Raw genomic sequence first — 23,179 nt, 5'->3', positions numbered from 1 at the left:
TTAATCCTTCACCGCAGCGCTACTGACGGGCTCGAGGTTAAGCGCGGCGGCGAGCAGGGCTTGGGTATAGGCCTCGCGCGGATGCGCAAAGATCTCCTCGGCTGGTCCTTCCTCGACGACCTTGCCGTTCTGCATCACGACAACCCGGTGCGACAGCGCCCGCACCACTTTGAGGTCGTGGCTGATGAAGAGATAGCCGAGCTTGCGGCGGCTCTGCAGTTCCCGCAGGAGTTCGACGATCTGCGCCTGCACCGACATGTCGAGTGCCGAGGTCGGCTCATCCAGCACCACGAATTTCGGATCGAGCGCCATGGCGCGCGCGATCGCGATACGCTGGCGTTGTCCGCCGGAGAATTCATGCGGGTAGCGATCCATCGCCGCCGGGTCGAGGCCGACATCGCTGAGCGCCCTGGCGACGATCTCGCGACGGGCGTCGTAGCTCAGCCCCTTGTCCTGGACGGTCAGCCCTTCCTCGACGATGCCGGCCACCGAAAGGCGCGGCGACAGCGAGCCATAGGGATCCTGGAAGACGACCTGGAGATCCTTGCGCTTCGGGCGGACGGCGGCGCTGGTCAGCCCGTCGATGCGATCGCCGAGGAAGACGACGGGCCCCTCCGAGGAGATCAGCCGCAGGATGGCGAGGCCGAGCGTCGTCTTGCCTGAGCCGGACTCGCCGACGACGCCGAGCGTCTCGCCTTCCCGCACCTTGATCGAGATGCCATCGACGGCCTTCACATGGCCGGTGGTCCGGCGCAGGAAGCCGGATTTGATCGGAAACCAGATCTTCATCGGCCCGGCCTCGAGCAGCGTCGCCGCACCCTCGGCGACCGGGGCGGGGCGCCCCTTGGGCTCGGCTGCGAGCAGGCGCTGGGTATAGCTGTGCTGCGGCCTGTCGAAGATCTCGGCGACAGGACCTTGCTCGACGATCCGGCCCTTGAGCATCACGCAGACCCGGTCGGCGATGCGCCGCACGATGCCCAGATCATGGGTGATGAACAGGATCGCCATCCCGAGACGGTTCTGCAGATCCTTCAGCAAGGACAGGATCTGCGCCTGCACGGTGACGTCGAGCGCCGTCGTCGGCTCATCGGCAATCAGCAGGTCCGGCTCGTTGGCGAGCGCCATCGCGATCATCACGCGCTGGCGCTGACCGCCGGAAAGCTGGTGAGGATAGGCTTCGAGCCGGCTCTCGGCATCGCGGATGCCGACCAGGGCCAGCAGCTCCAATGTGCGGGCGCGAGCCGCCGCACCGCGCAAGCCCTTGTGCAGCTCGAGGATCTCGCCGATTTGCCGCGCAATGGTGTGCAGCGGGTTCAGCGAGGTCATCGGCTCCTGGAACACCATGGTGATGTCGTTGCCGCGCACCTTGCGCATCGCGTTCTCATCGGCCGCGATCAGGTCCTGTCCGTTGAACAGCACCTTGCCGGACGGGTGATGCGCGGCCGGATAGTTCAGCAGCTTCAGGATCGAGAGCGCGGAGACGGATTTGCCCGAGCCGGATTCACCGACGATCGCCAGGGTCTCACCCTTGGCGACATGGAAGGAGATACGATCGACGGCGAGCGTCTCCCTGCCGCCCTGGCGGAAGGCGACGGAAAGGTCTTCGACGGAAAGAAGGGGAGCGCTCACGCGAAGGTCTTCCTTGGATCGAAGGCGTCGCGCACCGCCTCGCCGATGAAGATCAGCAGCGACAGCATCAGGGCGATCACGAAAAAGCCGGACAGCCCGAGCCAGGGCGCCTGCAGATTGGCCTTGCCCTGCGCCAGCAACTCACCGAGCGAGGGCGAGCCGGGCGGCAGGCCGAAACCGAGGAAGTCGAGCGAAGTGAGCGTCGTGATCGAGCCGTTCATGATGAAGGGCAGGAAGGTCAGCGTCGCGACCATGGCGTTCGGCAGCAGGTGCTTGACCATGATCTTGGCGTTGGACAGGCCGAGCGCACGCGCTGCGCGGACATACTCGAAATTGCGGGCCCGCAGGAATTCGGCCCGGACCACACCGACCAGCGCGACCCAGGAGAACAGCAGCAGGATGCCGAGCAGGACGAAGAAGCCGGGCGTGATCACGGCCGCTACGATGATCAGGAGATAGAGCGCGGGGATCGAGGTCCAGATCTCGATGAAGCGCTGGAAGATCAGGTCGGTCCAACCGCCGAAATAGCCCTGCACCGCGCCGGCCGCGATGCCGATCACCGACGAGATCGTGGACAGGATCAGGCCGAACAGGATCGAGATGCGGAAGCCGTAGATCAGGCGCGCCACGACGTCGCGGCCCTGGTCGTCCGTGCCGAGCCAGTTCCACTCGAGCTCGCGGCAGGTCATGCCGCCGGTTCGCTCGGCGATCGGCCGGCACTGCTCGTCCTTCAACATCCAGGTCGGTGGGGCAGGAGCGGGAACCGGCAGGTCGAGATTATGCGTGCGGTAGGAGTAGCGGATCGGCGGCCAGATGGCATAGCCATTGGCATCGATCTCCTTGGCGATGACCGGATCGCGATAGTCGGTGGTGGCGAGGAAGCCGCCGAATTTCTCCTCGGGATAGTTCACCACGATCGGGAACAGGGACTCGCCCTTGTAGCGGACGACGAGCGGTCGGTCATTGGCGATGAACTCCGCGAAGAGCGAGAGCACGAACAGCGCCAGGAAGATCCAGAGCGACCACCAGCCCCGCCGGTTCGCCTTGAAATTGTTGAGCCGGCGCCGGTTGATCGGCGAGAGCTTGAGCCAGCCCTGGGCCGCCTCGGGCGGTGCAAGCGCCGCACTGCGGGTGCTCGGCGGCAGGTCGATCAGTGTCTCGCTCACCTCAGGCCTCCCGCGTTTCGAAATCGATCCGGGGGTCGACCCATGTGTAGGTCAGGTCGGTGATGAGATGCACGACAAGGCCGATCAGCGAGAAGATGTAGAGATTGGCGAAGACGACCGGATAGTCGCGATTGACGATGGCCTCGAAGGAGAGGAGCCCGAGCCCGTCAAGCGAGAAAATCGTCTCGATCAGCAGCGATCCGGCGAAGAGCGCATGCACGAATGCGCCGGGAAAGCCGGCGATCACGATCAGCATGGCGTTGCGGAAGACGTGGCCGTAGAGCACGCCGCGTTCGCTGAGCCCCTTCATCCGTGCCGTCAGGACATATTGCTTGCGGATCTCGTCGAGGAAGGAGTTCTTGGTCAGCAGCGTCGAGGTCGCGAAGGCGCCCAGTGCCATCGCCGTGACCGGCAGGGCAATGTGCCAGAGATAGTCGGTGGCCTTGCCGATCAGGCTGAGTTCTTCCCAGTTCTCCGAATGGAGCCCGCGCAGCGGAAAGATCTGCCAGAACGAGCCGCCGGCGAAGAGCACGATCAGGAGGATCGCGAACAGGAAGCCGGGAATGGCGTAGCCGACAATGACCACGGCGCTGGTCCAGGTGTCGAAGCGCGAGCCGTCCTTCACCGCCTTGCGGATGCCGAGCGGGATCGAGATCGCGTAGGAGAGCAGCGTCATCCACAGGCCGAGCGAGATCGAGACCGGCAGCTTCTCCTTGATCAGCTGCAGCACAGGTGCGTCGCGGAAATAGGACCGGCCGAAATCGAAGCGGATATAGTCCCAGAGCATCTTGCCGAAGCGCTCATGTGCCGGCTTGTCGAAGCCAAACTGCTTCTCCAGCTCCTTGATGAAGGCCGGATCGAGCCCCTGCGCGCCACGATAGGATGAGCTTGCATCGCCGTGCTGTGCTCCGGCATCGCCGCCGGCGCTGCCGCCGACGCGGTCGGAGGCGTTGCCGCCCTGGCCCTGCAACTGTGCGATCACGCGCTCCACCGGGCCGCCCGGCGCGAACTGCACGAGAACGAAGGAGATCAGCAGGATGCCGAACAATGTCGGCACCATCAGCGCGACGCGGCGGGCGATATAGGAGAGCATCCGTTCACCCGGCCTTTCGGGAAGGACCAAGCACACCGAGATGGGTGTCGGCGAAGAGCGAGGGGTATTTCAGGCCATAGCCCAGCGCCCGGTCGAACTCGATATGCCCGGCCCAGATCAGCGCAATCGCAAGGGCCGTCGGCAGGGCCAGCGAAAGGCCCGCGATTGCCAGCAAGGCCGGACCGATCAGCGAGTGAGCGGCGTTGTAGATCGTGGCGCCCAGTCTCGGATTGGCGAGATAGCCGAGCATGCCGAGATCGGGGGCCAGGATCAGTGCAGCAAAGAGCCACCACGATGCGCCGGTGCCGGCAAAGAGCCAGATGCACAGCACGCCGAGCACAAGTCCTTCGAGGCGCAGAAGAGCCCTGGGAGTTCCGCTGACCTGGCCTGGGGCTGCCGCTACCATCCTCACGCCTTCCCGATCCGCTTGGCTTTCTCGGCATCGAACCACCAGATGGCGGGAGCGCCGGACGTGTATTTCGGCTTGGTTGCCGGCCGGTCGAACATGTCCCAGTAAGCCAGCCATTCATTCGGGTTCCACCACATCGGTACCCAGTAGCGGCCGGCGCGCAGCAGCCGGTCCAGCGCCTTGGCCGCCACTACGACGTCCTTGTAGCTATCGGCCTGGCCGATCCGATTGATCATTGCGTCGATGGCCGGATCGCTGATGCCGGCGACGTTGCGCGAACCGCGCGTCTTCGCGGCTTCGGAACCATAGACGATGCGCATGGAATCGCTGGGAATCGCGCTGCCCGTCAAGGCACGGCTGACCACGTCGAAATCGAATTCATCGAGTCTTCGTTGGTATTGCGCGGCATCGACGATGCGCGAGGTCGCGTTGATGCCGAGGCGCTTGAGATTAGCCTGGAACGGCTGGGTATGCGGCTGGAGCGAGGCCTGGAAATCGAGGAACTCGATCTCGAGCGGCTTGCCGTCGGGCAGCTTCAGGACATTGCCCTCCCGCTTGCAGCCGGCCGCGCGGAACATATCGTCCGCCTTGCGCAGCAGGGCGCGGTCGCTGCCGGAGCCGTCGCTGACTGGCGGGAGATAGACCTCGCCGAAGACTTCGTCGGGTACCTTGCCACGGAAGGGTTCGAGCAGGGCGAGCTCTTCGGGCGAGGGTGTGCCCACAGCCTTGGAATCGGAGTTCTCGAAGAACGAGGTCATGCGGGCAAAGGAGCCGAACATGATGTTCTTGTTGGTCCACTCGAAATCGAAGCAGAGCCCGATCGCCTCGCGAATGCGCGGGTCCTTGAAGGCATCGCGGCGCAGGTTGAAATACCAGCCCTGCGAGCCGGTCGGCTCGGTATTGGGCAGGGATTCCTTCTTGACCTTGCCGTCCTTGATCGCCGGGAAGTCATAGCCGGTCGCCCAGATCCGGGAGGTGAATTCCTCCTGGAAGGTAACGATGCCGCTCTTGAAGGCCTCGAAGGCGACCTGCCGGTCGCGGAAATACTCCCAGCGCGTGCGGTCGAAATTATTGACGCCGACATTCACCGGCAGGTCCTTGCCCCAGTAATCGGGAACCCGCTCGAACTCGATGAAGCGGCCTTGCTCGAACCGCCCCACCTTGTAGGGGCCGGACCCAAGCGGTGGTTCCAGCGTCGAGGCGTCGAAGTTCCGCGTCGACCAGTATTTCGCGGAGAAGACCGGCAGGCCTGCGACGACGAGGTGCAGGTCGCGACCGCGCTTCGGCGAAAGCGTGACGACGACGATGTCGTCGCCTTCCGCGACCGACGAGACGAGCTCGTTCAGGATCAGGCGGTAGGACGGGTGTCCCTTGCTCTTCAGGATATTCATGGAGAAGGCGACATCGGAGGCGGTCACCCGGCTTCCGTCATGGAAACGCGCCTCGGGCCTGAGCCGAAAACGGTAGGTCAGCCTGTCCCCGGAGATTGCGACGCTCTTCGCCAGCAAGCCGTAGAGCGCGCCCGGCTCGTCGCCGGAGCCGGACATCAGGCTGTCGAAGCACGCATCCATGCCGGCGGCGCCATCGCCCTGGAGCACGAAGGTGTTCAGCGTGTTGAAGGTGTCGAAGTTCTGGTTGCCGCCGGCCCGCTTGATCTGCAGCGTGATCGTGCCGCCCTTCGGAGCCTTCGGGTTCACATAGGCGAAATGCGGAAAATCTGCGGGGAGCGCCAGTTCGCCGAAGGTCGAGAGGCCATGAACCTCCCCAGTCTCGGCCAAGGCCCGGCCGGGCAGGGCAGGCAGGCTCGCACTCGCCAGTGCTGCTCCGCCGGCTTCGAGCAGCCTGCGGCGTGTGATGCGCATCGCCATGGTGCCTCGTCCTCCTGCAACTGATTCGCTGGCCGATTATGTCGACCCGTGAGGTCGATACCAGCGTGGAGAGGAGATTCCTTGCCATGGTGAGGGCAAGAGCATGGCGCGAGCAAGCAAAAGCCGGGCTCAAGGGCCCGGCTCGCAATCATTCAGGCGCGCCGAATCGACGCAAGACTCATTTCGGCAGCGGCTTGGGCGCATCCGCGAGCGTGTTGAGATAGGCGATCACGTCGGCGCGGGTGTCGGGCTTGGTCAGGCCGGCGAAAGCCATCGTGGTGCCGGGCATATAGGCCTTCGGACCCTTCAGGAAGCCGTCGAGCTGCTCGGCCTCCCACTTCTCGGAGGACTTGCCCTTCATCGCGGCCGAATAGCCGAAGCCGTCGATCGAGCCCTTGTTGCGACCATAGACGTCGAAGAGATGCGGGCCGACCTTGTTGGCGCCGCCCTTCTCGAAGGTGTGGCAGGCCTTGCAGGCGCCGACAGCCTTTTCGCCGCGGGCCGGGTCGGCCTTGGCGAGACGTTCCACGATCGGCGTGTCCGCCACCGGAGCGGCAGCGGTCGCGCCAGCAGCGGCGCTCGGCTCCGGGCTCGGCAGATCGAAGCCGGGCACGGCCGGCTTGTGCGGCGCGAAGACAATGCCGGCGGCCATGTTCAGGGCCATCACCACGAGCAGCGTGGACAGTCCCGCGCCGGCAATCTTGTTCAGCTCGATATTCATCGCATCGAAACCCTTGGGCCTCGCCACAGGACAGGCAAGGCATAGCAGCGCTCCGGCCGGAGCCTGGGAGCGCCGACACACGGCCGTTGCTTAACCGCTTTGCGCGCTTCATTGCAACTCGTATAAGCACGCACCTCTTTGAGACCTTTTGACGCCTCCCGTCGCAGCCTCGCGACATCCCCTCCTGAGCTGTTGCCCCCAGAGCTGTTGCCGATGTCGGACCCGCTGATCCTGATTCCCGCCCGCATGCAGGCGACCCGCCTGCCCGACAAGCCTCTGGCAGACATCCTCGGGGAACCGATGATCGTGCATGTCTGGCGCCGTGCGATGGAATCGGGTGTCGGTGCCGTGGTCGTCGCCACTGACGAACCGCGCATCGTAGCGGCGATCGAGAAGGCTGGGGGAAGGGCGGTGATGACCAGCATCCACCACCAGACCGGCTCGGATCGAATCAAGGAAGCGGCCGACATCGTCGACCCGCAGGGGCGCCACGACATCATCGTCAACGTCCAGGGAGATTTTCCCACGCTCGAGCCGAGCGCGATCGCCGCTGCGGTGAAGCCGCTTGCGGATGCGGCCGTCGACATCGCGACCCTGGCCGGCGTCATCACCGACGAGGACGAGAAGACTGCACCGAGCGTCGTCAAGCTGATCGGTAGCGAGATCAGTCCTGGCCGGATGCGCGCGCTCTATTTTACTCGTGCCACCGCGCCGAGCGGCGAGGGGCCGCTCTATCACCATGTCGGCCTTTATGCGTATCGCCGCCGTGCGCTCGATCGCTTCGTCAGCCTGCCGCAATCGCCGCTCGAACTCCGCGAGAAGCTCGAGCAGCTGCGCGCACTGGAAGACGGCATGCGCATCGACGTGATGGTCATCGATCACGTCCCGCGCGGCGTCGACACTCCACCTGACCTGGATCGCGCCCGCGCGCTCCTGAAATCCCGCCTCGGAGCCTGAATCATGTCTGTCGTCGTGTCCTACCAGGGCGAGCCCGGAGCCTTCTCCTCTCAGGCCGCCCTGCAGGTCTTTCCGGATTGCGAATTGCTCCCCTGCGCAACCTTCGAGGATGCCCTGTCCGCGGTCAGCGACGGCACGGCCCGCTATGGCATGATCCCGATCGACAATTCGATTGCCGGTCGCGTTGCCGATATCCACCATCTGCTGCCGCGTTCCGGCCTGCACGTCATCGGCGAGCATTTCCTGCCGATCCGCTTTCACCTGATGGCGGTGCAGGGAGCGACGCTCGCCACCCTGAAGACCGTGCAGAGCCATATCCATGCGCTCGGCCAGTGCCGCAAGATCATCCGCAAGCTCGGCCTCAAGGCCGAGGTCGCTGCTGATACCGCGGGCTCGGCCCGGCAGGTCGCGGAAGCCGGCGATGTCACTCGCGCAGCGATCGCGCCGCATATCGCCGCCGAGGTCTATGGGCTCAACATCCTGATGGAGGACATCGAGGACGAAAAGCACAACACCACGCGCTTCGTCGTACTCTCGAAATATCCGGAATTCGCCCGCCAGGGCGCGAACAAGACCGTGACGACGCTGATGTTCCGCGTGCGCAACATCCCGGCGGCGCTGTACAAGGCGCTCGGCGGCTTTGCCACCAACGGCATCAACATGACCAAGCTCGAGAGCTACATGGTCGACGGACATTTCTCCGCGACGATGTTCTATTGCGATGTCGAAGGGCATCCCGAGGACCCGGATCTGAAGCGGGCCCTGACCGAGCTCGAGTATTTCTCCAAGGAGATGAAGATTCTCGGCGTCTACCCGGCGCACGAATTCCGCGCGAGCCTCGCCGAGCCGGGGGAATAGGCTGTAGCAGCCGACCGGGAACCGCGTCGGCTGCAGACGTCCTGCCGTACTAGGGCGTGACGCCGTCCTCGGCCCACGCCTTCAGGATCGTGTTCGCGATCGCCATATGGGGCGGGCACGACAGGCCGTCGCGATGCCTTCCCTCCAGCATCTGCAGCGCCTCCTCCCGCGAGAACCAGCGCCCTGCTTCGAGTTCGTTCCCGTCCAGCGTGATGTCGTCGTTCAGCGCCTCGCTGATACAACCGATCATCAGGGATGACGGGAAGGGCCAGGGCTGCGAGGCGATGTAACGCACGGCGCCGGTGCGCAGCCCCGCTTCCTCGAGGGTTTCGCGGCGCACCGCATCCTCAAAGGTCTCGCCGGGCTCGAGAAAGCCTGCGATGCAGGAATACATGCCCGGTGCGAACCGGGCCTGACGGGCCAGGAAACACCGATCGCCACGCACGGCGAGCATGATCACGACAGGGTCGGTGCGCGGGAAGTGCAGCGCACCGCATTGCGAGCATTCGCGTCGCCAGCCGCCGCTCACCGTCGGCGAGAGTCCGCCGCAGCGGGCGCAAAAGCGATGCCGCGCGTGCCAATCGAGCAGGGCCTTGGCCTCGCCGAGCGGCCCGACCTCTTCGGCCGGAACGAGCCGCTTCAGGGCGATCGAGCGCAGGTCGCTGACCACGAGATCGTCGCGCTCGCGCAGCGGCTCGGCGAGTTCCCGGTCGACCAGTCGGCCGAAGCAGGCGGTCCCTTGCGGGTCGAGCCCGAGAAAGACTTCCTCATGCGCCTTGCCGATCGCGTCGGCCTCGCTCTCGGCGAACCAGATCGTCAATGTCTCGGCGTCGATCCGCTTCAGGATCGGCGTCTCGCCGGAGACGATCGCGTGGCGCGTACCGGGCGAAGTCCGAAAGCCCTCGACCGCGTCGGGACGGTCACGCAGGTCGCCGCGGCGGTCGAGCGGGTTCGTGGCAAAGCCGGTCAGGGCCGAGCGTTCGCGTCGAAAGGAGACATCGTTCATGCGCACACCCGTCTGGCAGGCGGCTTAAGAACAGCCGCCGTATAGGCGGATGTGCTAGCGGCAAAGTGCCGCCTGCGCCAGAGGCGGACAGCGCGAGGCGGGTCTGCTTCCGGCGGTTTGGTCCTGCCTCAATGCATCAGCCCGAAAGGTGGTTCGCGGTTCTCGGGAAAGCCGATGCAAACATCGGCGATCTAGCGCTCGCCGCGTCCGCGCAGCAGATGGATGATCGCGGAGAAGTCGGAGCCGCCTTCGCCCCAGGCGTTGTGCAGGCTGAAAAGCTGGGCTGCGGCTGCGCCGAGAGGCGTCGCAGCGCCGGCTGCCTGGGCTGCCTCCTGCGCGAGCTTCAGGTCCTTCAGCATCAGCGCGGAAGCGAAGCCCGGCTTGTAGTCGTTATTGGCCGGCGAGGTCGGCACCGGGCCGGGGACGGGGCAGTAGGTGGTCAGCGACCAGCACTGGCCGGATGAGGTCGATGCGACGTCGAACAGGGCCTGATGCGACAAGCCGAGCTTCTCGGCCAGCACGAAGGCCTCGGAGACGCCGATCATCGAGATGCCCAGGATCATGTTGTTGCAGATCTTCGCCGCCTGGCCGTTGCCGGCGGGGCCGCAATGGACGACGCGCCGGCCCATGGCGGAGAGGATCGGGTCACCCTTCTCGAAAGCCTCCTTCGAGCCGCCGACCATGAAGGTCAGGGTCGCGCCCTTTGCTCCGCCGACTCCGCCGGAAACCGGTGCATCGAGCGAAAGGCAGCCGCGTTCGGTCGCCAGCGCATGCGCCTTGCGAGCGCTTTCGACATCGATCGTCGAGGAATCGATGATCAGCGTGCCGGGCTTCACGGCGGGCAGGATATCGGCCCAGACCGTGAGCACATGCTTGCCCGCTGGCAGCATCGTGACGACGACCTCGGCATTTGCGACGGCCTCCCTCGCCGAGCCGGCGATATGCACGCCAAGTTCCGCCGCCGCGTCCTTCGAGGCCTGCACCAGGTCGAAGGCGCTGACCTGATGTCCGGCCTTGACGAGATTGGCGGCCATCGGGCCGCCCATATTGCCGAGCCCGATGAAGGCGATGCTGGTCATGGTCTAACCTCGTCGTTTGAGAAGCTGTTCCGTGGGGCAGGGATATCCCGGCTTAGAGGCTAGTTCCCCTTTGCCCGCCCTACCAGCGAGCGCGCCACGATCATGCGCATGACCTCGTTCGTGCCTTCCAGGATCTGATGCACGCGCAGGTCCCGCACGATCTTCTCGATGCCGTAATCGGCGAGATAGCCGTAGCCGCCATGAATCTGCAGCGCCTCGTTCGCGACCGCGAAACCGGTATCGGTGGCAACCCGCTTGGCCATGGCGCAGAGCTTGGTCGCGTCGGGTGCCTTCTCGTCGAGTGCCGAGGCTGCGCGCCACAGGAATGTCCGCGCCGCCTCGAGCTCGGTCGCCATGTCGGCAAGCTTGAACTGCAGTGCCTGAAAATCGGCGATTCGTGCGCCAAAGGCTTTGCGCTCCTGTGCGTAGGCCAGCGCCTTGTCGAGCGCGCCTTGTGCTCCGCCGAGCGAGCAGGCCCCGATATTGAGCCGGCCGCCATCGAGCCCTGCCATCGCGATCTTGAAGCCGATACCCTCGGGCCCGAGGCGGTTCGCCACGGGGACGCGGCAATTCTCGAAGATCACGGCGCGCGTCGGCTGCGCATTCCAGCCCATCTTCTTCTCGTTGGCCCCGAAGGAGAGACCGGGCGTGCCGTTCTCGACCACGAGCGTCGAGATGCCTGAGGGGCCGGCCTCGCCGGTGCGCACCATCACGACATATATGTCGGAGACGCCGGCGCCGGAGATGAACTGTTTCTGGCCGTCGAGCACGTAATCATCGCCGTCGCGGACCGCCCTGGTCTTCAGCGCGGCGGCGTCCGACCCTGCACCGGGCTCCGTCAGGCAGTAACTCGCCAGGTGCTCCATCGAACAGAGCTTCGGCAGCCAGGCATGGCGTTGATCTTCCGAGCCGTAGCGGTCGATCATCCAGGCGCACATGTTGTGGATCGAGATATAGGCCGCGACCGTCGGGCAGCCGGTCGCGAGCGCCTCGAAGATCAGCGTTGCGTCGAGCCGTGACAGTCCGGAGCCGCCGACATCCTCGCCGATATAGATGCCGCCCATGCCGAGCGCTGCGGCCTGGCGCATCTCCTCGACCGGGAAGTGCTTCTCCTCATCCCAGCGCAGGGCATGAGGGGCGAGGGTCTCGGAAGCGAAACCCTGCGCCATGTCGCGGATCGCGATCTGGTCTTCGGTGAGGGAGAACATGTCGCGATCCTTGCCGTCCGGGAACTTCAGCCCATCGTCGGGATGACGAAGCTTGCTCCATCCTTGACGCCGGACGGCCAACGCGAGGTCACCGTCTTGGTCTTGGTATAGAAGCGGATCGAGTCCGGGCCATGCTGGTTGAGATCGCCGAAGGACGAACGCTTCCAGCCACCGAAGGTGTAATAGGCCAGCGGCACCGGGATCGGCACGTTGACGCCGACCATGCCGACCTGGACGCGCGATGCGAAGTCGCGTGCCGCATCGCCGTCGCGGGTGTAGATCGCGACGCCGTTGCCGTATTCGTGGTCGTTGGCGAGCTTGAGGCCTTCCTCATAGTCCTTGGCACGCACGACCGAGAGCACGGGGCCGAAGATCTCTTCCTTGTAGATGCGCATGTCGGGCGTGACATGGTCGAACAGGCAGCCGCCCATGTAGAAGCCGTTCTCGTAGCCCTGCATCTTGAAGCCGCGGCCATCGACGACGAGCTTGGCGCCCTCGTTGATGCCGGTCTCGACATAACCCTTGATCTTGTCGAGCGCCTGCCTGGTGACGACCGGGCCGTAATCGGCGGAAGAGTCGGTGGAGGGGCCGATCTTCAGGCTCTCGACGCGAGGGATGAGCCGCTTCACCAGCTCATCGGCGGTGGCCTTGCCGACCGGAACCGCGACCGAGATCGCCATGCAGCGCTCGCCGGCCGAGCCGTAGCCGGCGCCGATCAGCGCGTCGACGGCCTGGTCCATGTCGGCATCGGGCATGATGATCATGTGGTTCTTGGCACCGCCGAAGCACTGCACGCGCTTCCCGTTGGCGCAGCCACGGGCATAAATATACTCGGCGATCGGGGTCGATCCGACGAAGCCGACGGCCTTGATGTCGTGATCGTCGAGGATGGCATCGACCGCTTCCTTGTCGCCGTTGACGACATTGAGGATGCCGGGAGGACCGCCGGCTTCGATGAACAGCTCGGCCAGACGCATCGGCACGCCGGGATCGCGCTCGGACGGCTTCAGGATGAAAGCGTTGCCGCAGGCGATGGCGGGGCCGAGCTTCCAGAGCGGGATCATGGCCGGGAAATTGAAGGGCGTGATGCCGGCGCAGACGCCGAGCGGCTGGCGCATCGAATAGATGTCGATGCCCGGGCCGGCGCCGTCGGTGAATTCACCCTTCATCAGGTTCGGGATGCCGAGCGAGAATTCGACGACCTCGACGCCGCGCTGAATGTCGCCCTTGGCATCGGCGATGGTCTTGCCGTGCTCGCGGGCGAGCAGCTCGGCCAGCTCGTCATTGTTCTGCGCGATGAGGTCGAGGAATTTCATCAGCACGCGGGCGCGGCGCTGCGGGTTCACCGCCGCCCATTTCGGCTGCGCCGCCACTGCGTTTTCGACAGCGGCGCGCATCTCGGCGGGGGAGGCGAGCGCGACCTTGCCGATCACGGTTCCGTCCATCGGCTGGTAGATGTCGGCCGTGCGACCCGAGGTTCCGGCGACGTGCTTGCCACCAATGAAATGACCGACCTGACGCATCGCGCCCTCCCTACGAATGGTGTGGTGTCTTGATTGGCCTCACCCCTACCATTCCCGTTTGTGCACGGCTATAGCAACTATCAAGCGTTCGTCGTGCGCAAAAGCAAATATCAGGGAGAGCGTCTTGGAGAGGTTCGACTGGGATGATCTGCGCTTCTTTCTCGCCGTTGCCCGCTCCGGCCGGCTGACGGCTGCGGCCCGGCGTTTGGGGGCGGATCATGCCACGGTCTCGCGCCGTGTCACCTCTCTGGAGGAATCGCTCAAGGCCAAGCTTTTCGAGCGCCGGCCGCAGGGCTACACCCTCACAGCCCATGGCGAGCGATTGCTCGCCAAGGCCGAGAGCATGGAAACCGAGGCGCTCGCGATCCAGAGCGATATCGGCGGTGCCGACATGGCGCTGGCCGGCACTGTGCGGATCGGCGCGCCGGACGGTTTCGGCACCTGTTTCCTGGCGCCGCGCCTGGCTGGCCTTGCCAGGGCCTATCCCGGGCTCGAGCTGCAGCTCATCGCCATGCCGCGGCTGCTGTCGCTGTCCAAGAGGGAGGCCGATGTCGCGATCACACTGGCGCCGCCCAAGGAAGGCAAGGTCGTCGCGCGCAAGCTCTGCGATTACCGGCTCGGCCTCTATGCGACGCGCGAGTATCTCGACAGCATGCCGGTGGTGGCGAAGCCCGACGACCTCTTCGAACATCGGATCGTCGGCTATATCGACGACCTGATCTTCACGCCGGAGCTCGACTATCTCGACGAGGTCGCCAAGGGCTTACGGGCGCAGGTGCAGAGCTCGAACGTGCTGGCTCAGATGAATGCGGTCGTTGCCGGCGCCGGTATCGGCGTCATCCATCATTTCATGGCGGCGACCGAGCCGCGCCTGGTGCCCGTGCTGCCGCATACGGTGTCGATCACGCGCTCGTTCTGGTTGCTGGTCCATGCCGATCTCAAGGATGTCGCCCGCGTGCGCGCCATCGTCGATTTCATTGTTCGCGAGGCCAAGGCGGCGCGCTCGCTGATGATGGGCGAGCCCAGGATCGAGACGCAGGCGGCGGAGTGATGCTCAGATCCGCCAGGGCAGGACATTCTCCGGCAGGCGCTTGGCGCAAAGGTCGAGCAGAAGCATCACGCAAAGGATCACGGCCGACGCGCTGATCGCGACCGCAGCTGCCTCGCCGGCGAGCCCGGCTTCCTTCAGGCTGAACAGTACGACGCCGAGCGTCTCGGTTCCCGAAGACCAGAGCAGCGCCGAGACGGTGAGTTCGTTGAAGGCAACGAGGAACACCATCAACGCGCTGACCGTCGCAGCCGGGGCGAGGATCGGCGCCACGATGAAGCGCAGCATCTGCCAGAGCGTGACACCGTCCAGTTTCGCCGCCTCTTCGTGATGCGCCTCGATCTGCGCCATCGCCGCGATCGGGGCCTTCAGCGCCAGCGGCAGGAAACGCGCCAGATAGGCGAAGAGGATGATGAATGGCGTCGCGTAGATGCTGACGCCGATCAGCGGCAGCGGCTTCAGGAACATCAGGATGCAGGCGATGGCGAGCACCACGCCGGGCAAGGCGTAGGGCAGCTCTATGACGAGTTCGACGACACGCCTCGCCTTGCCCATTCGCCGCTCCAGCGCGTAGGCGAAGGCGATCGAGGCCAGCGCAAGGATCACCGCCGCGGTGCCGGCGAACAGGAAGGAATTGCGGAAGGCGCGCGCTGTCACGTCCTGGCGCAGCAGCACCTCGGTGAATTTGTCGAAGGTCAGGCTCTGCCAGGACAGCGTGACGCCGAGCGCTGGCGTCAGTGCTTCGCTGAGCAAGGCGAGGAAGGGCAGGCCGAGCTTGAGGGCGATCAGGAGCCAGAGGCCGGCTGTGACGAAGGGGCGGGCGCTGCCGAGAGACCAGAAGGGCTGCAAGGGGCGCTCGATTTCGACCTTTCCGCCGCGGCGCGTCGCAAGGATGCTTGCGAGAATGCCGAGGCCGGCGACCAGCGCGACGAGCAACGACAGCGCCGCGGCATCCGGCAGCCCCGCCGGTCCGAAGCTCGAGAGCCGCCGGTAGATGAGGGTTGGCAGGGTGAGATAGTTCACCGGCAGTCCGAGCAGTGCAGGAATGCCGAAATTGCCGATGCCGGCGACGAAGGCGATCAAACCGGCTGCGACGATCTGCGGGCGCAGGACCGGCAGCAGGATGCGGGTGATGATCGTCGGTGGCGCCGCACCCTCGAGCTGCGCCGCCTCGACCAGTGAATGAGGGACGCTGCGCAGCCCGCTCCAGAGCGTGATCGCGACCAGCGGCGCATGATGCAGCGCCATCACCAGGATGATCCCGCCGCGGCCCAGTAGGGGATTCGGCGTTCCCGGCGCCGGCGTCAGGCCGAGCGCGCCAAGAATGGGAGAGTGGGGGGCCGTCAGGCTGAGGAAGGCGAGAGCCGCCACCTGCGGCGCGATCATCATCGAAAAGACGAAGGCGAAGGCCAGCGGACGCTTGCCGCGTATATCCGTCACCGCGAGCAGGATCGCGACGGCGCCGCCAATGGCGAAGGCGCCGAGCGCGGAGAGACCGGCGGTCTCGATGCTGTGCAAGGTCGCGGTGAGAGCGGCCCGGCTGCCGATTTCGGCGAGGGCTGCATCCGGCATGAACCGGCCGCCGGGCGCGAAAGCGGCGAGCAGGAGACGCAGGAAGGGAAGGCCACCGAAGACCAGGACGCAAAGTGCCACCAGCACGGGCAGCCCGATCCCTGAAGGCAGGTGCAACCCCGGCAAGAGCCGAGGTTGCCCGATATGCGACCGGTCGGAGCGGGCGACGAGGGTCATGCTGCGTCCGGCCTGGCTTGGGCTTACTCGAAGATCGCGCTGAAGCGCTTGCGCGCTGCGGTCTCGTCGGCCAGCGCCTTGGCCGCATCAAACGGCATCAGCTTGATGGCGGCGCGCTCGGGATAACCCGCGGGCAGCGCGACGTCGGGATGTGCCGCGACATAGCCCTGCTTCAGGGCGAGTTCCTGGCCCTCCTTCGAGATCAGGAAATCGACGAACGCCTTGGCGGCCTCAGGATTCCTGGTGCTCTTGAGGATCGCGACCGGTTCGCTGACGGCCGAGACGCCCTCGCTCGGGAACACGAACTCGACGGGTGCGCCCTTGGCCTTCTCGCGGATCGGCATGAAGTCGACGATCATGCCGTAGAGCTTCTCGCCGGTCGCGACCTGCCTCAGGATGTCGCCATTGCCGCCTGCTGCCAGCGCTCCGTTGTTCCTCAGGGTTTCATAATAGCCCCAGCCGCCGGGCAGGCTGCCCGCGAGCGTCATGGTGTGGATCAAAGCTGCGCCGGAGTTCAGCGGGCTCGGCATGGCCAGCAGGTTCCTGACCTCCGGCTTGCCGAGGTCGAGCCAGCTGGTCGGCTTCAGTCCCGCCTTGGTGTTGTAGACAATGCCGGTGGTGATCAGCTTGGTCGCAAACCACATCTTCTGGGGGTCGTGAATGCCGGCGGGATAGGCCGATGTCGCGGCGGCTTCGTGCGCCAACAGCCGGTTCTCCTGCTTCAGCCCCTCCATCGTCACCGAATCGGCGATCAGAAGAACATCGGCCTGAGGCGCGCCGGCCTCGATCTCGGCCCTGAGCTTGGCCATGATGCGCGGCGTGCCGTCGCGCACGAAGCTGATCTCGACCTTGGGGTATTTCGCCTTGAAGGCATCGATGGTCTGCTGGGCGTCGGTATTGGGCTGGCTGGTGTAGAGAACCAGCTTGCCCTCGGCCGCCTGGACAGGGAGGGAGGCCAGGCAAAGGGCAAGGCCCGTCGCAGCCAGAGCGATCATCGCCTTCGAATGCATTGTCTTTCTCTCCTGTCCGTCGGCCGGCCGGCCTCAGGCACTCGCGGTAGACCGCGTATATGACACATCCGTGACCTGTCATCACCGGGGCCGCATGCGGGAGTGCAACTGCTCCACAAGGTGGTGGTGCGCCACCGGGCCGACTGCCCGGCCTGCCCGAATTTCCCGCATCTGCCCGGCTTGTTTGTCGAGCGGGTTTTCGACTAGTCTCTTCGCCTAAGGCGTATCAAAACGTCAGATTTAAACGTTTGAAATGGGAGGTTCTCAATGAAATCCATGCGTTATCTCGTGACCGGCGCGGCCTTCGCGGCGATCGCTGCCGGCTGGTCCGGCGCCGCCGTTGCGCAGGAGACCGTGACGGTCTGGTTCACCAAAGGATTCTACAAGGGCGAGGACGATGCCCTGCTCGCGGTGGTCGACAAGTTCCAGAAGGCGACGGGCGTCAAGGTCGACCTCTCGCTCTATGCGACTGAGGATTGCGTGACCAAATCGGTCGGCGCCGTCGAGGCCGGAACGCCTCCCGATGTCGGCTTCTGCACCACCTATGATTTCCGCACGACCGGCAAATGGGCCTTCGACGGCAAGCTCGAAGACGTCACCGACGTGATCGAGCCGATGAAGGCAGAGTTCCAGCCGCAGGCGCTGGCGACGACCTTTTTGATGAACAACAAGGCCGGCAAGAAATCCTACTACGCCTTCCCCGTCGAACAGCAGATGATGCACATCACCTACTGGAAGGACATGCTGGAGGAGGCGGGCTTCAAGGAAGCGGACATTCCCAAGGGCTGGGACGGTTATTGGGATTTCTGGTGCGACAAGGTTCAGGGCGCATTGCGGGCCAAGGGCAAGCGCATCTACGGCATTGGCCATCCCATGGGCGTCGCCGCCTCCGACACTTTCTACAGCTTCCTGACCTTCGCCAACGCCTTCAACGCGCAGGTCGTCGACGAGAATGGCAAGATCGTCCTCGACCAGCCCAAGAACCGGGCCGGGATGATCGAGGCGGTCAAGGCCTATGCGAACATCTTCCAGCGCGGCTGCACCCCGCCCTCGTCGGTGAACTGGCTCGACCCCGACAACAACGTCGCGTTCCACAACCGCACGACCGTCGCCACGCATAACGCCACGATCTCGATCGCCGGCAAGCACATGGACGACATGAACAATCCGGCGTTGACCGCCGAGCAGCGGGCGACGGCGAAGAAGAACTACGAGGAGAACATCCGTACGGCCGAGTTCCCGAGGAAGCCGGACGGCAGCGCCATGACGAACCTGGCGGCGGTCAAGACGGCCGTGGTCTTCGCGGACGCGAAGAACAAGAAGCGCGGCAAGGAATTCATGGCCTTCCTGATGAAGGACGAGAACCTGCGGCCCTTCGTCGAAGGGTCGGCCGGGCGCTGGGTGCCGACGACGCTCAAGGGCATCGAGGCTCCGTTCTGGTCCGATGGCAAGGACCCGCACCGTGCGGTCGTCTACAAGCAGTACAAGGACGGCACGGTGCCGTTCCAGTTCGTCTACAACTACAATTTCACGACCGTGAATGCCGAGAACGTCTGGGCCAAGGCGGTGAACCGCGTTGTCCAGGACAAGATCTCGCCCGAACAGGCCGTGGACGAGATGATCGCTCGCATCAAGCAGATCGCCGGCTGATCCCGACGACCTGAACGACCGCGAAAACGGCATCCTGCGGCGAAACGCGCCGCGGGATGCCGACTCGTCGAAAGAACGCGGGGCCTCGGAGGACGACTGATGACCGCCACCACCATGTCAGCGCCGGCAACGGTATCGGCCGAAATGACCTCGGGCCACACGCGCGACAGGGCGCTCTGGGGCGCCCTGATGCTGATGCCCTATATTCTCGTGTTCGCCGTGATGGTGGTCTACCCGGTCGGTTACGGCCTCTGGCTGGGGCTCAACTGGCAGTCCTATCGCGCGCTCTTCGCCGACCCGATCTTCCTTCGCACGGTGGTCAACACCATCATCTTCCTGTTCGTGGCGGTGAACCTCAAGTTCCTGCTCGCGCTCTGGCTTTCGGGCTTCTTCGTGCAACAGCGCGCCTGGGTGCGCATCGTGCTGGTGCTGTTCATCCTGCCCTGGGCCGTGCCTTCGATTCCAACCATCCTGTCCTTCCGGGTGATGCTGAACCCGGAGAACGGCATGCTCAACCAACAGCTCTTCCATTGGTTCGGCATCGTCGAGGGGCCGGGCTGGCTCACCGACCCGACACTCGCCTTCGCGAGCTCGATCATGGTCCATATCTGGAAGTCGCTGCCGTTCTGGACGCTGATCCTGGTCACCGGCCGCCTGGCGATCTCGCAGGATCTCTATGAGGCCGCGAGCGTCGACGGAGCCAACGGGTGGCAGCAGTTCCGCTTCATCACCTGGCCGTCGCTGGCGACGCTCTATGTCACCTCGACCATGCTCTCGATGATCTGGACGCTGGGCGATTTCAACAGCGTCTACCTGCTCACCGGCGGTGGGCCGGGCGACATGAACCATGTGCTGGCGACACTCGGCATCCGCTACATGCGCAACAACAACCTGGATCTCGGTATCGCCTCCATCATCGTCGCGATGCCGCTGATCCTGCCGATGGTCTTCGTGATGGTGAAGCGCCTGTCCAAGGGAGCCGAGTGATGAAAAAGGTTCTCGACGAAGGCAAGCTGATCCTGATCGCGATCCCGGTCCTGCTCTGGACCCTGCTGCCGATCTACCATCTCTTCGTGCTCTCGATCTCCAACCAGGAGTCGATGCTGGCCGGCAAGCTCTGGCCCGATCAGCCGACGCTCCAGAACTTCCAGATCGTCTTCAAGCAGCAGCATTATTACCTGACCAATTTCTGGCTGCAGATGTTCAACAGCTTCTTCATCGCCATAGCCACGGGGCTGCTGACGCTCTTCGCTGCGACCTGCGCCGCCTTCGCCATCGCCCGGCTGCGGGTCAGGGGCGGGCGCACGATCATGAATCTGGCATTGGCGACCTACCTCATCCCGGCCGCCTTCCTCGCCATCCCGATGTACAAGGCGATGGGCTCCTACGGTCTGCTCAACACGCAGACTGCGCTGATCCTCGCCATGGTCGCGCTGGCTTCGCCCTATGCGATCTGGGTCCTGAAACAGGCTTCCGACAAGCTGCCGAAGGAACTCGATGAGGCGGCGATCATGGATGGCGCGACCTCGCTGCAGCTCTTCCGCATGGTCTACCTGCCGCTGATGAAGCCCTCGATGGTGGTCATCGGCATCTACGCGCTGCTGCTCGCCTGGAACGAGTATCTCTACGCCTTCCTGCTGCTGTCGAGCGAAAAGGCGGTGCCTCTGGCGGTGGGGCTAGGGCTCTTCCTCTCGGCGGATGACGCGCCCTGGAATCTGCTGATGGCTGCCGGCCTGCTCTACGCCATCCCGCCGGCTGTGATTTATTATGGCTTCCGCAAGAACATGGTCGGCGGCCTGACATCGGGGGCAGTCAAGAGCTGACCCATCTGCGCCGCGCGCGCAGCCGTTCTTCCGGCCTACTCGCTTGACCGGGCCGGAAGAGCGCCGCAGGTTTGACCATTGTTCAAGACACCGATTTCGGCAGGATCGCCATGACCGCTTCCAAGCTCGACCAGCTCCGCAAGATGACCACCGTCGTCGCCGATACCGGCGATATCGAAGCGGTGCGCCGTCTGAAGCCTGTCGATTGCACCACCAACCCGACCTTGCTGCTCAAAGCCGTCGAGACCCCGGCCTATGCCCATCTCGTCGACGAGGCGATTGCCTGGGGCCGCAAGGCTGCCGGTTCCAGCGACGCCCGCGTCCACGCGGTTTGCGACCGGCTGGCCGTTACCTTCGGCGCCGAGCTCGCCGGGATCGTGCCGGGACGGGTTTCGACCGAGGTCGATGCCGATCTCTCTTTCGATACTCAGGCGAGCATCGACAAGGCCCGCGCCATCATCGCTGCCTACAAGGAGCGCGGCATCGGGCGGGAACGCATCCTGATCAAGATCGCCTCGACCTGGGAGGGCATCCAGGCGGCCAGGGTGCTGCAGGGCGAGGGCGTCGACTGCAACCTGACCCTGCTCTTCTCGCTGCCGCAGGCCATCGCCTGTGCGGATGCGAAGGCCTTCCTGATTTCCCCCTTCGTCGGCCGAATCCTCGACTGGCACGTCAAGGCCGGCGGCGGCCCCTACACGGCGGAAACTGATCCCGGCGTGGTCTCGGTCCGCACCATCTATGCCTATTACAAGGCCTACGGCATCGACACGGTGGTGATGGGCGCCTCCTTCCGCAACACGGGCGAGATCGAGGCGCTGGCGGGTTGCGACCGGTTGACCATCGGCCCCGGCCTGCTCGACGAACTCGCTGCGGCGCAAGGCGATCTGCCGCGCAGGCTCGCGCCGGACAATTCCGGCAAGCCACCTGCGAAACTGCTGCTCGACGAGAAGGCGTTCCGCTTCGCGCTGAACGAGGATGCCATGGCGACAGAGAAGCTCGCCGAAGGCATTCGCGGCTTCGTCAAGGATCTGCGTAGCCTGCGCAAGCTGGTCGATGCCCGTCTCGAGGGCGCCAAGGCTGCCTGATGTCGGCACTTGTCATCATCGACGTCCAGCGCGACATTCTGGCCGTGCCTGGAGCTGCGCGCGCAGTCGTCGGCGAGCGCTTTGCGAAAGTGCGGGAGCGGCTGGCCGAGTTGATCGGCCGCGCGCATGCCGCCGACCGTCCGGTGATCTTCATCCAGCATGACGGCCCGGCCGGGCACCGCCTGGAAACCGGGACGCGAGGCTGGGAACTTCATCCCGACTTGCCGCGACAGCCGGGCGATATCGTCGTTCACAAGACGGCCTGCGATTCCTTTCACGACACGGCCCTGCAGGTTGTGCTCGCGGAACGGAGGATCGGCCATCTCGTGATCGCCGGATTGATGACGCAGTACTGCGTCGACACCACCTGCCGGCGCGCCGTCAGCCTGGGCTTCGATGTCACCCTCGTCGCCGATGCGCATACGACGGCCGACAGCGGCACATTGCAGGTCGAGCAGATCGTGGCGCATCACAATGCCCTGTTGGATGGTTTCGATGCCGGTTCCGCGACGATCCGTGTCAAGCCGCTGGCTCAGGTCGCGTTCACCTGAATGGCGGCCCGGCGCATCGCCGTCGTCACCGGAGGAGCCAAGGGCATCGGCCGGGCTGTGGCCGACAGGCTTGAGCGCGACGGACTGAGCCCGGTCGTCTGGGACCTCGTCGGGCCCGAAACAGGCACGCGCGCGTACATCCCCTGCGATGTCGCGAACGAAGCTGATATCGTCGCGGCAGCGGCCGAAACGGAGGCCAGGCACGGCCCGATTGTGGTGCTGGTCAATAATGCTGGCCTCACCGGCCCCTCGACGAGCGTTGCCGAGACACCACTCGAGCAATGGCAGAAGATTCAGGCCGTCAATCTCACCGGCACTTTCCTGTGCTCGCGCATCGTCGCCGCAGCGATGCGGCCACGCGGCTTTGGCCGCATCGTCAATATCGCTTCGCTGGCCGGCAAGGAAGGCACGCCGACGCTCGCGGCCTATAGTGCCGCGAAGGCGGGCGTCATCGCGCTCACCAAGGCGCATGGCAAGGAACTGGCCGGCACCGGGGTGCTGGTCAACACAGTCGCTCCGGCAGCGATCGAGACGGACCTGCTGCAGCAGATGAGCGAGCAGACCGTTGCCACCATGGTCGCCAAGAGCCCGCTCGGACGGCTGGGAACGGTCGATGAAGTGGCCGAGCTCGTCGCCTGGCTGGCGAGCGAGCGCTGCAGTTTCTCCACCGGCGCCGTTTTCGATCTTTCGGGCGGTCGGGCAACCTATTGAGAATATTCGCAGTTCGCCCCTGGGGTGCGCCCGGA

General features: G+C 64.9%; 21 protein-coding genes. 9 read left to right on the top strand and 12 right to left on the bottom strand.

All coding sequences use genetic code 11. The features are described from left to right. The 6 genes from BIWAKO_RS05360 to BIWAKO_RS05335 all read right to left on the bottom strand — a co-directional run bounded on the left by BIWAKO_RS05360 (position 1) and on the right by BIWAKO_RS05335 (position 6,886). Positions 1-1,629, bottom strand: coding sequence for an ABC transporter ATP-binding protein (locus BIWAKO_RS05360; protein WP_069877654.1), 1,629 nt, complete (start codon positions 1,627-1,629; stop codon positions 1-3). Beyond that, entirely contained in the window at positions 1,626-2,795 is a 1,170-nt protein-coding gene (locus BIWAKO_RS05355) for an ABC transporter permease (protein ID WP_141739993.1), read from the bottom strand. The genes BIWAKO_RS05360 and BIWAKO_RS05355 overlap by 4 nt, the downstream gene beginning before the upstream one ends. A gap of 1 nt (position 2,796) precedes the next feature. Next, positions 2,797-3,888: a microcin C ABC transporter permease YejB gene (locus tag BIWAKO_RS05350; RefSeq protein ID WP_069877652.1), complete on the bottom strand. Its 1,092-nt coding sequence runs from the start codon at positions 3,886-3,888 to the stop codon at positions 2,797-2,799. A 4-nt stretch (positions 3,889-3,892) separates the two neighbouring features. After that, entirely contained in the window at positions 3,893-4,294 is a 402-nt protein-coding gene (locus BIWAKO_RS05345; RefSeq protein ID WP_069877651.1) for a DUF4260 domain-containing protein, read from the bottom strand. 2 nt (positions 4,295-4,296) lie between these two features. After that, positions 4,297-6,159, bottom strand: coding sequence for an extracellular solute-binding protein (locus BIWAKO_RS05340; protein WP_069882196.1), 1,863 nt, complete (start codon positions 6,157-6,159; stop codon positions 4,297-4,299). Positions 6,160-6,343: 184 nt separating this feature from the next. Continuing rightward, positions 6,344-6,886, bottom strand: a complete 543-nt coding sequence (locus BIWAKO_RS05335) for a c-type cytochrome (RefSeq protein ID WP_069882195.1) — start codon at positions 6,884-6,886, stop codon at positions 6,344-6,346. A gap of 213 nt (positions 6,887-7,099) precedes the next feature. Between BIWAKO_RS05335 and BIWAKO_RS05330 the strand changes: the two genes are divergently transcribed. Together BIWAKO_RS05330 and BIWAKO_RS05325 are read left to right on the top strand one after the other, a co-directional pair. Continuing rightward, entirely contained in the window at positions 7,100-7,843 is a 744-nt protein-coding gene (locus tag BIWAKO_RS05330; protein ID WP_069877650.1) for a 3-deoxy-manno-octulosonate cytidylyltransferase, read from the top strand. Continuing rightward, the gene (locus BIWAKO_RS05325) at positions 7,844-8,701 is read left to right on the top strand and encodes a prephenate dehydratase (RefSeq protein ID WP_371332160.1); all 858 of its coding nucleotides are present in this window, start codon (positions 7,844-7,846) and stop codon (positions 8,699-8,701) included. It abuts the gene before it with no gap. Between the two features lie 49 nt (positions 8,702-8,750). On the opposite strand, the gene nudC is transcribed toward BIWAKO_RS05325, so the two are convergent. The 4 genes from nudC to BIWAKO_RS05305 all read right to left on the bottom strand — a co-directional run bounded on the left by nudC (position 8,751) and on the right by BIWAKO_RS05305 (position 13,517). After that, positions 8,751-9,707 (bottom strand): NAD(+) diphosphatase, encoded by a 957-nt coding sequence (gene nudC, locus BIWAKO_RS05320; protein WP_069877648.1) that lies wholly within the window; start codon positions 9,705-9,707, stop codon positions 8,751-8,753. Between the two features lie 191 nt (positions 9,708-9,898). Then, on the bottom strand, positions 9,899-10,786 hold the full coding sequence (gene mmsB / locus BIWAKO_RS05315; RefSeq protein WP_069877647.1) for a 3-hydroxyisobutyrate dehydrogenase: 888 nt from the start codon (positions 10,784-10,786) through the stop codon (positions 9,899-9,901). Between the two features lie 59 nt (positions 10,787-10,845). After that, complete coding sequence (locus BIWAKO_RS05310; RefSeq protein WP_069882194.1) at positions 10,846-11,994, bottom strand: isobutyryl-CoA dehydrogenase; 1,149 nt, start codon at positions 11,992-11,994, stop codon at positions 10,846-10,848. A gap of 26 nt (positions 11,995-12,020) precedes the next feature. Then, positions 12,021-13,517 (bottom strand): CoA-acylating methylmalonate-semialdehyde dehydrogenase, encoded by a 1,497-nt coding sequence (locus BIWAKO_RS05305; RefSeq protein WP_069877646.1) that lies wholly within the window; start codon positions 13,515-13,517, stop codon positions 12,021-12,023. 124 nt (positions 13,518-13,641) lie between these two features. Here BIWAKO_RS05305 and BIWAKO_RS05300 point away from each other — a divergent pair, with 124 nt between their 5' ends. Continuing rightward, a complete protein-coding gene (locus tag BIWAKO_RS05300; protein WP_244523364.1) occupies positions 13,642-14,568 on the top strand; it encodes a LysR family transcriptional regulator in 927 nt (308 codons plus the stop codon). Positions 14,569-14,571: 3 nt separating this feature from the next. Here the strand turns inward: BIWAKO_RS05300 and BIWAKO_RS05295 are convergent, their stop codons facing one another. Together BIWAKO_RS05295 and BIWAKO_RS05290 are read right to left on the bottom strand one after the other, a co-directional pair. Further along, positions 14,572-16,314 carry an ABC transporter permease gene (locus tag BIWAKO_RS05295; protein WP_084651168.1) on the bottom strand — a complete coding sequence of 581 codons (1,743 nt, stop codon included), beginning with the start codon at positions 16,312-16,314 and terminating at the stop codon, positions 14,572-14,574. A 23-nt stretch (positions 16,315-16,337) separates the two neighbouring features. After that, on the bottom strand, positions 16,338-17,324 hold the full coding sequence (locus BIWAKO_RS05290; protein WP_244523363.1) for an ABC transporter substrate-binding protein: 987 nt from the start codon (positions 17,322-17,324) through the stop codon (positions 16,338-16,340). Between the two features lie 276 nt (positions 17,325-17,600). Between BIWAKO_RS05290 and BIWAKO_RS05285 the strand changes: the two genes are divergently transcribed. The 6 genes from BIWAKO_RS05285 to BIWAKO_RS05260 all read left to right on the top strand — a co-directional run bounded on the left by BIWAKO_RS05285 (position 17,601) and on the right by BIWAKO_RS05260 (position 23,144). Next, entirely contained in the window at positions 17,601-18,974 is a 1,374-nt protein-coding gene (locus tag BIWAKO_RS05285) for an ABC transporter substrate-binding protein (RefSeq protein ID WP_069882190.1), read from the top strand. A gap of 99 nt (positions 18,975-19,073) precedes the next feature. Next, positions 19,074-19,961, top strand: coding sequence for a carbohydrate ABC transporter permease (locus BIWAKO_RS05280; RefSeq protein WP_084651167.1), 888 nt, complete (start codon positions 19,074-19,076; stop codon positions 19,959-19,961). Then, entirely contained in the window at positions 19,961-20,797 is an 837-nt protein-coding gene (locus BIWAKO_RS05275; RefSeq protein WP_069877644.1) for a carbohydrate ABC transporter permease, read from the top strand. Before BIWAKO_RS05280 ends, BIWAKO_RS05275 begins: the two co-directional genes overlap by 1 nt. A gap of 110 nt (positions 20,798-20,907) precedes the next feature. Then, the gene (tal, locus tag BIWAKO_RS05270) at positions 20,908-21,882 is read left to right on the top strand and encodes a transaldolase (RefSeq protein WP_069877643.1); all 975 of its coding nucleotides are present in this window, start codon (positions 20,908-20,910) and stop codon (positions 21,880-21,882) included. Continuing rightward, positions 21,882-22,433: a cysteine hydrolase family protein gene (locus BIWAKO_RS05265; protein ID WP_371331835.1), complete on the top strand. Its 552-nt coding sequence runs from the start codon at positions 21,882-21,884 to the stop codon at positions 22,431-22,433. Before tal ends, BIWAKO_RS05265 begins: the two co-directional genes overlap by 1 nt. After that, on the top strand, positions 22,434-23,144 hold the full coding sequence (locus tag BIWAKO_RS05260; RefSeq protein WP_069877641.1) for an SDR family NAD(P)-dependent oxidoreductase: 711 nt from the start codon (positions 22,434-22,436) through the stop codon (positions 23,142-23,144). It abuts the gene before it with no gap. The last annotated feature ends 35 nt before the right edge of the window (positions 23,145-23,179 follow it).

The sequence above is a fragment of the Bosea sp. BIWAKO-01 genome (assembly GCF_001748145.1).
In the GTDB taxonomy this organism is placed as follows: Bacteria; Pseudomonadota; Alphaproteobacteria; order Rhizobiales; family Beijerinckiaceae; genus Allobosea.
Note: the sequence above shows the minus strand (reverse complement) of the source record. Positions and strands in the feature narration are given on the sequence as shown.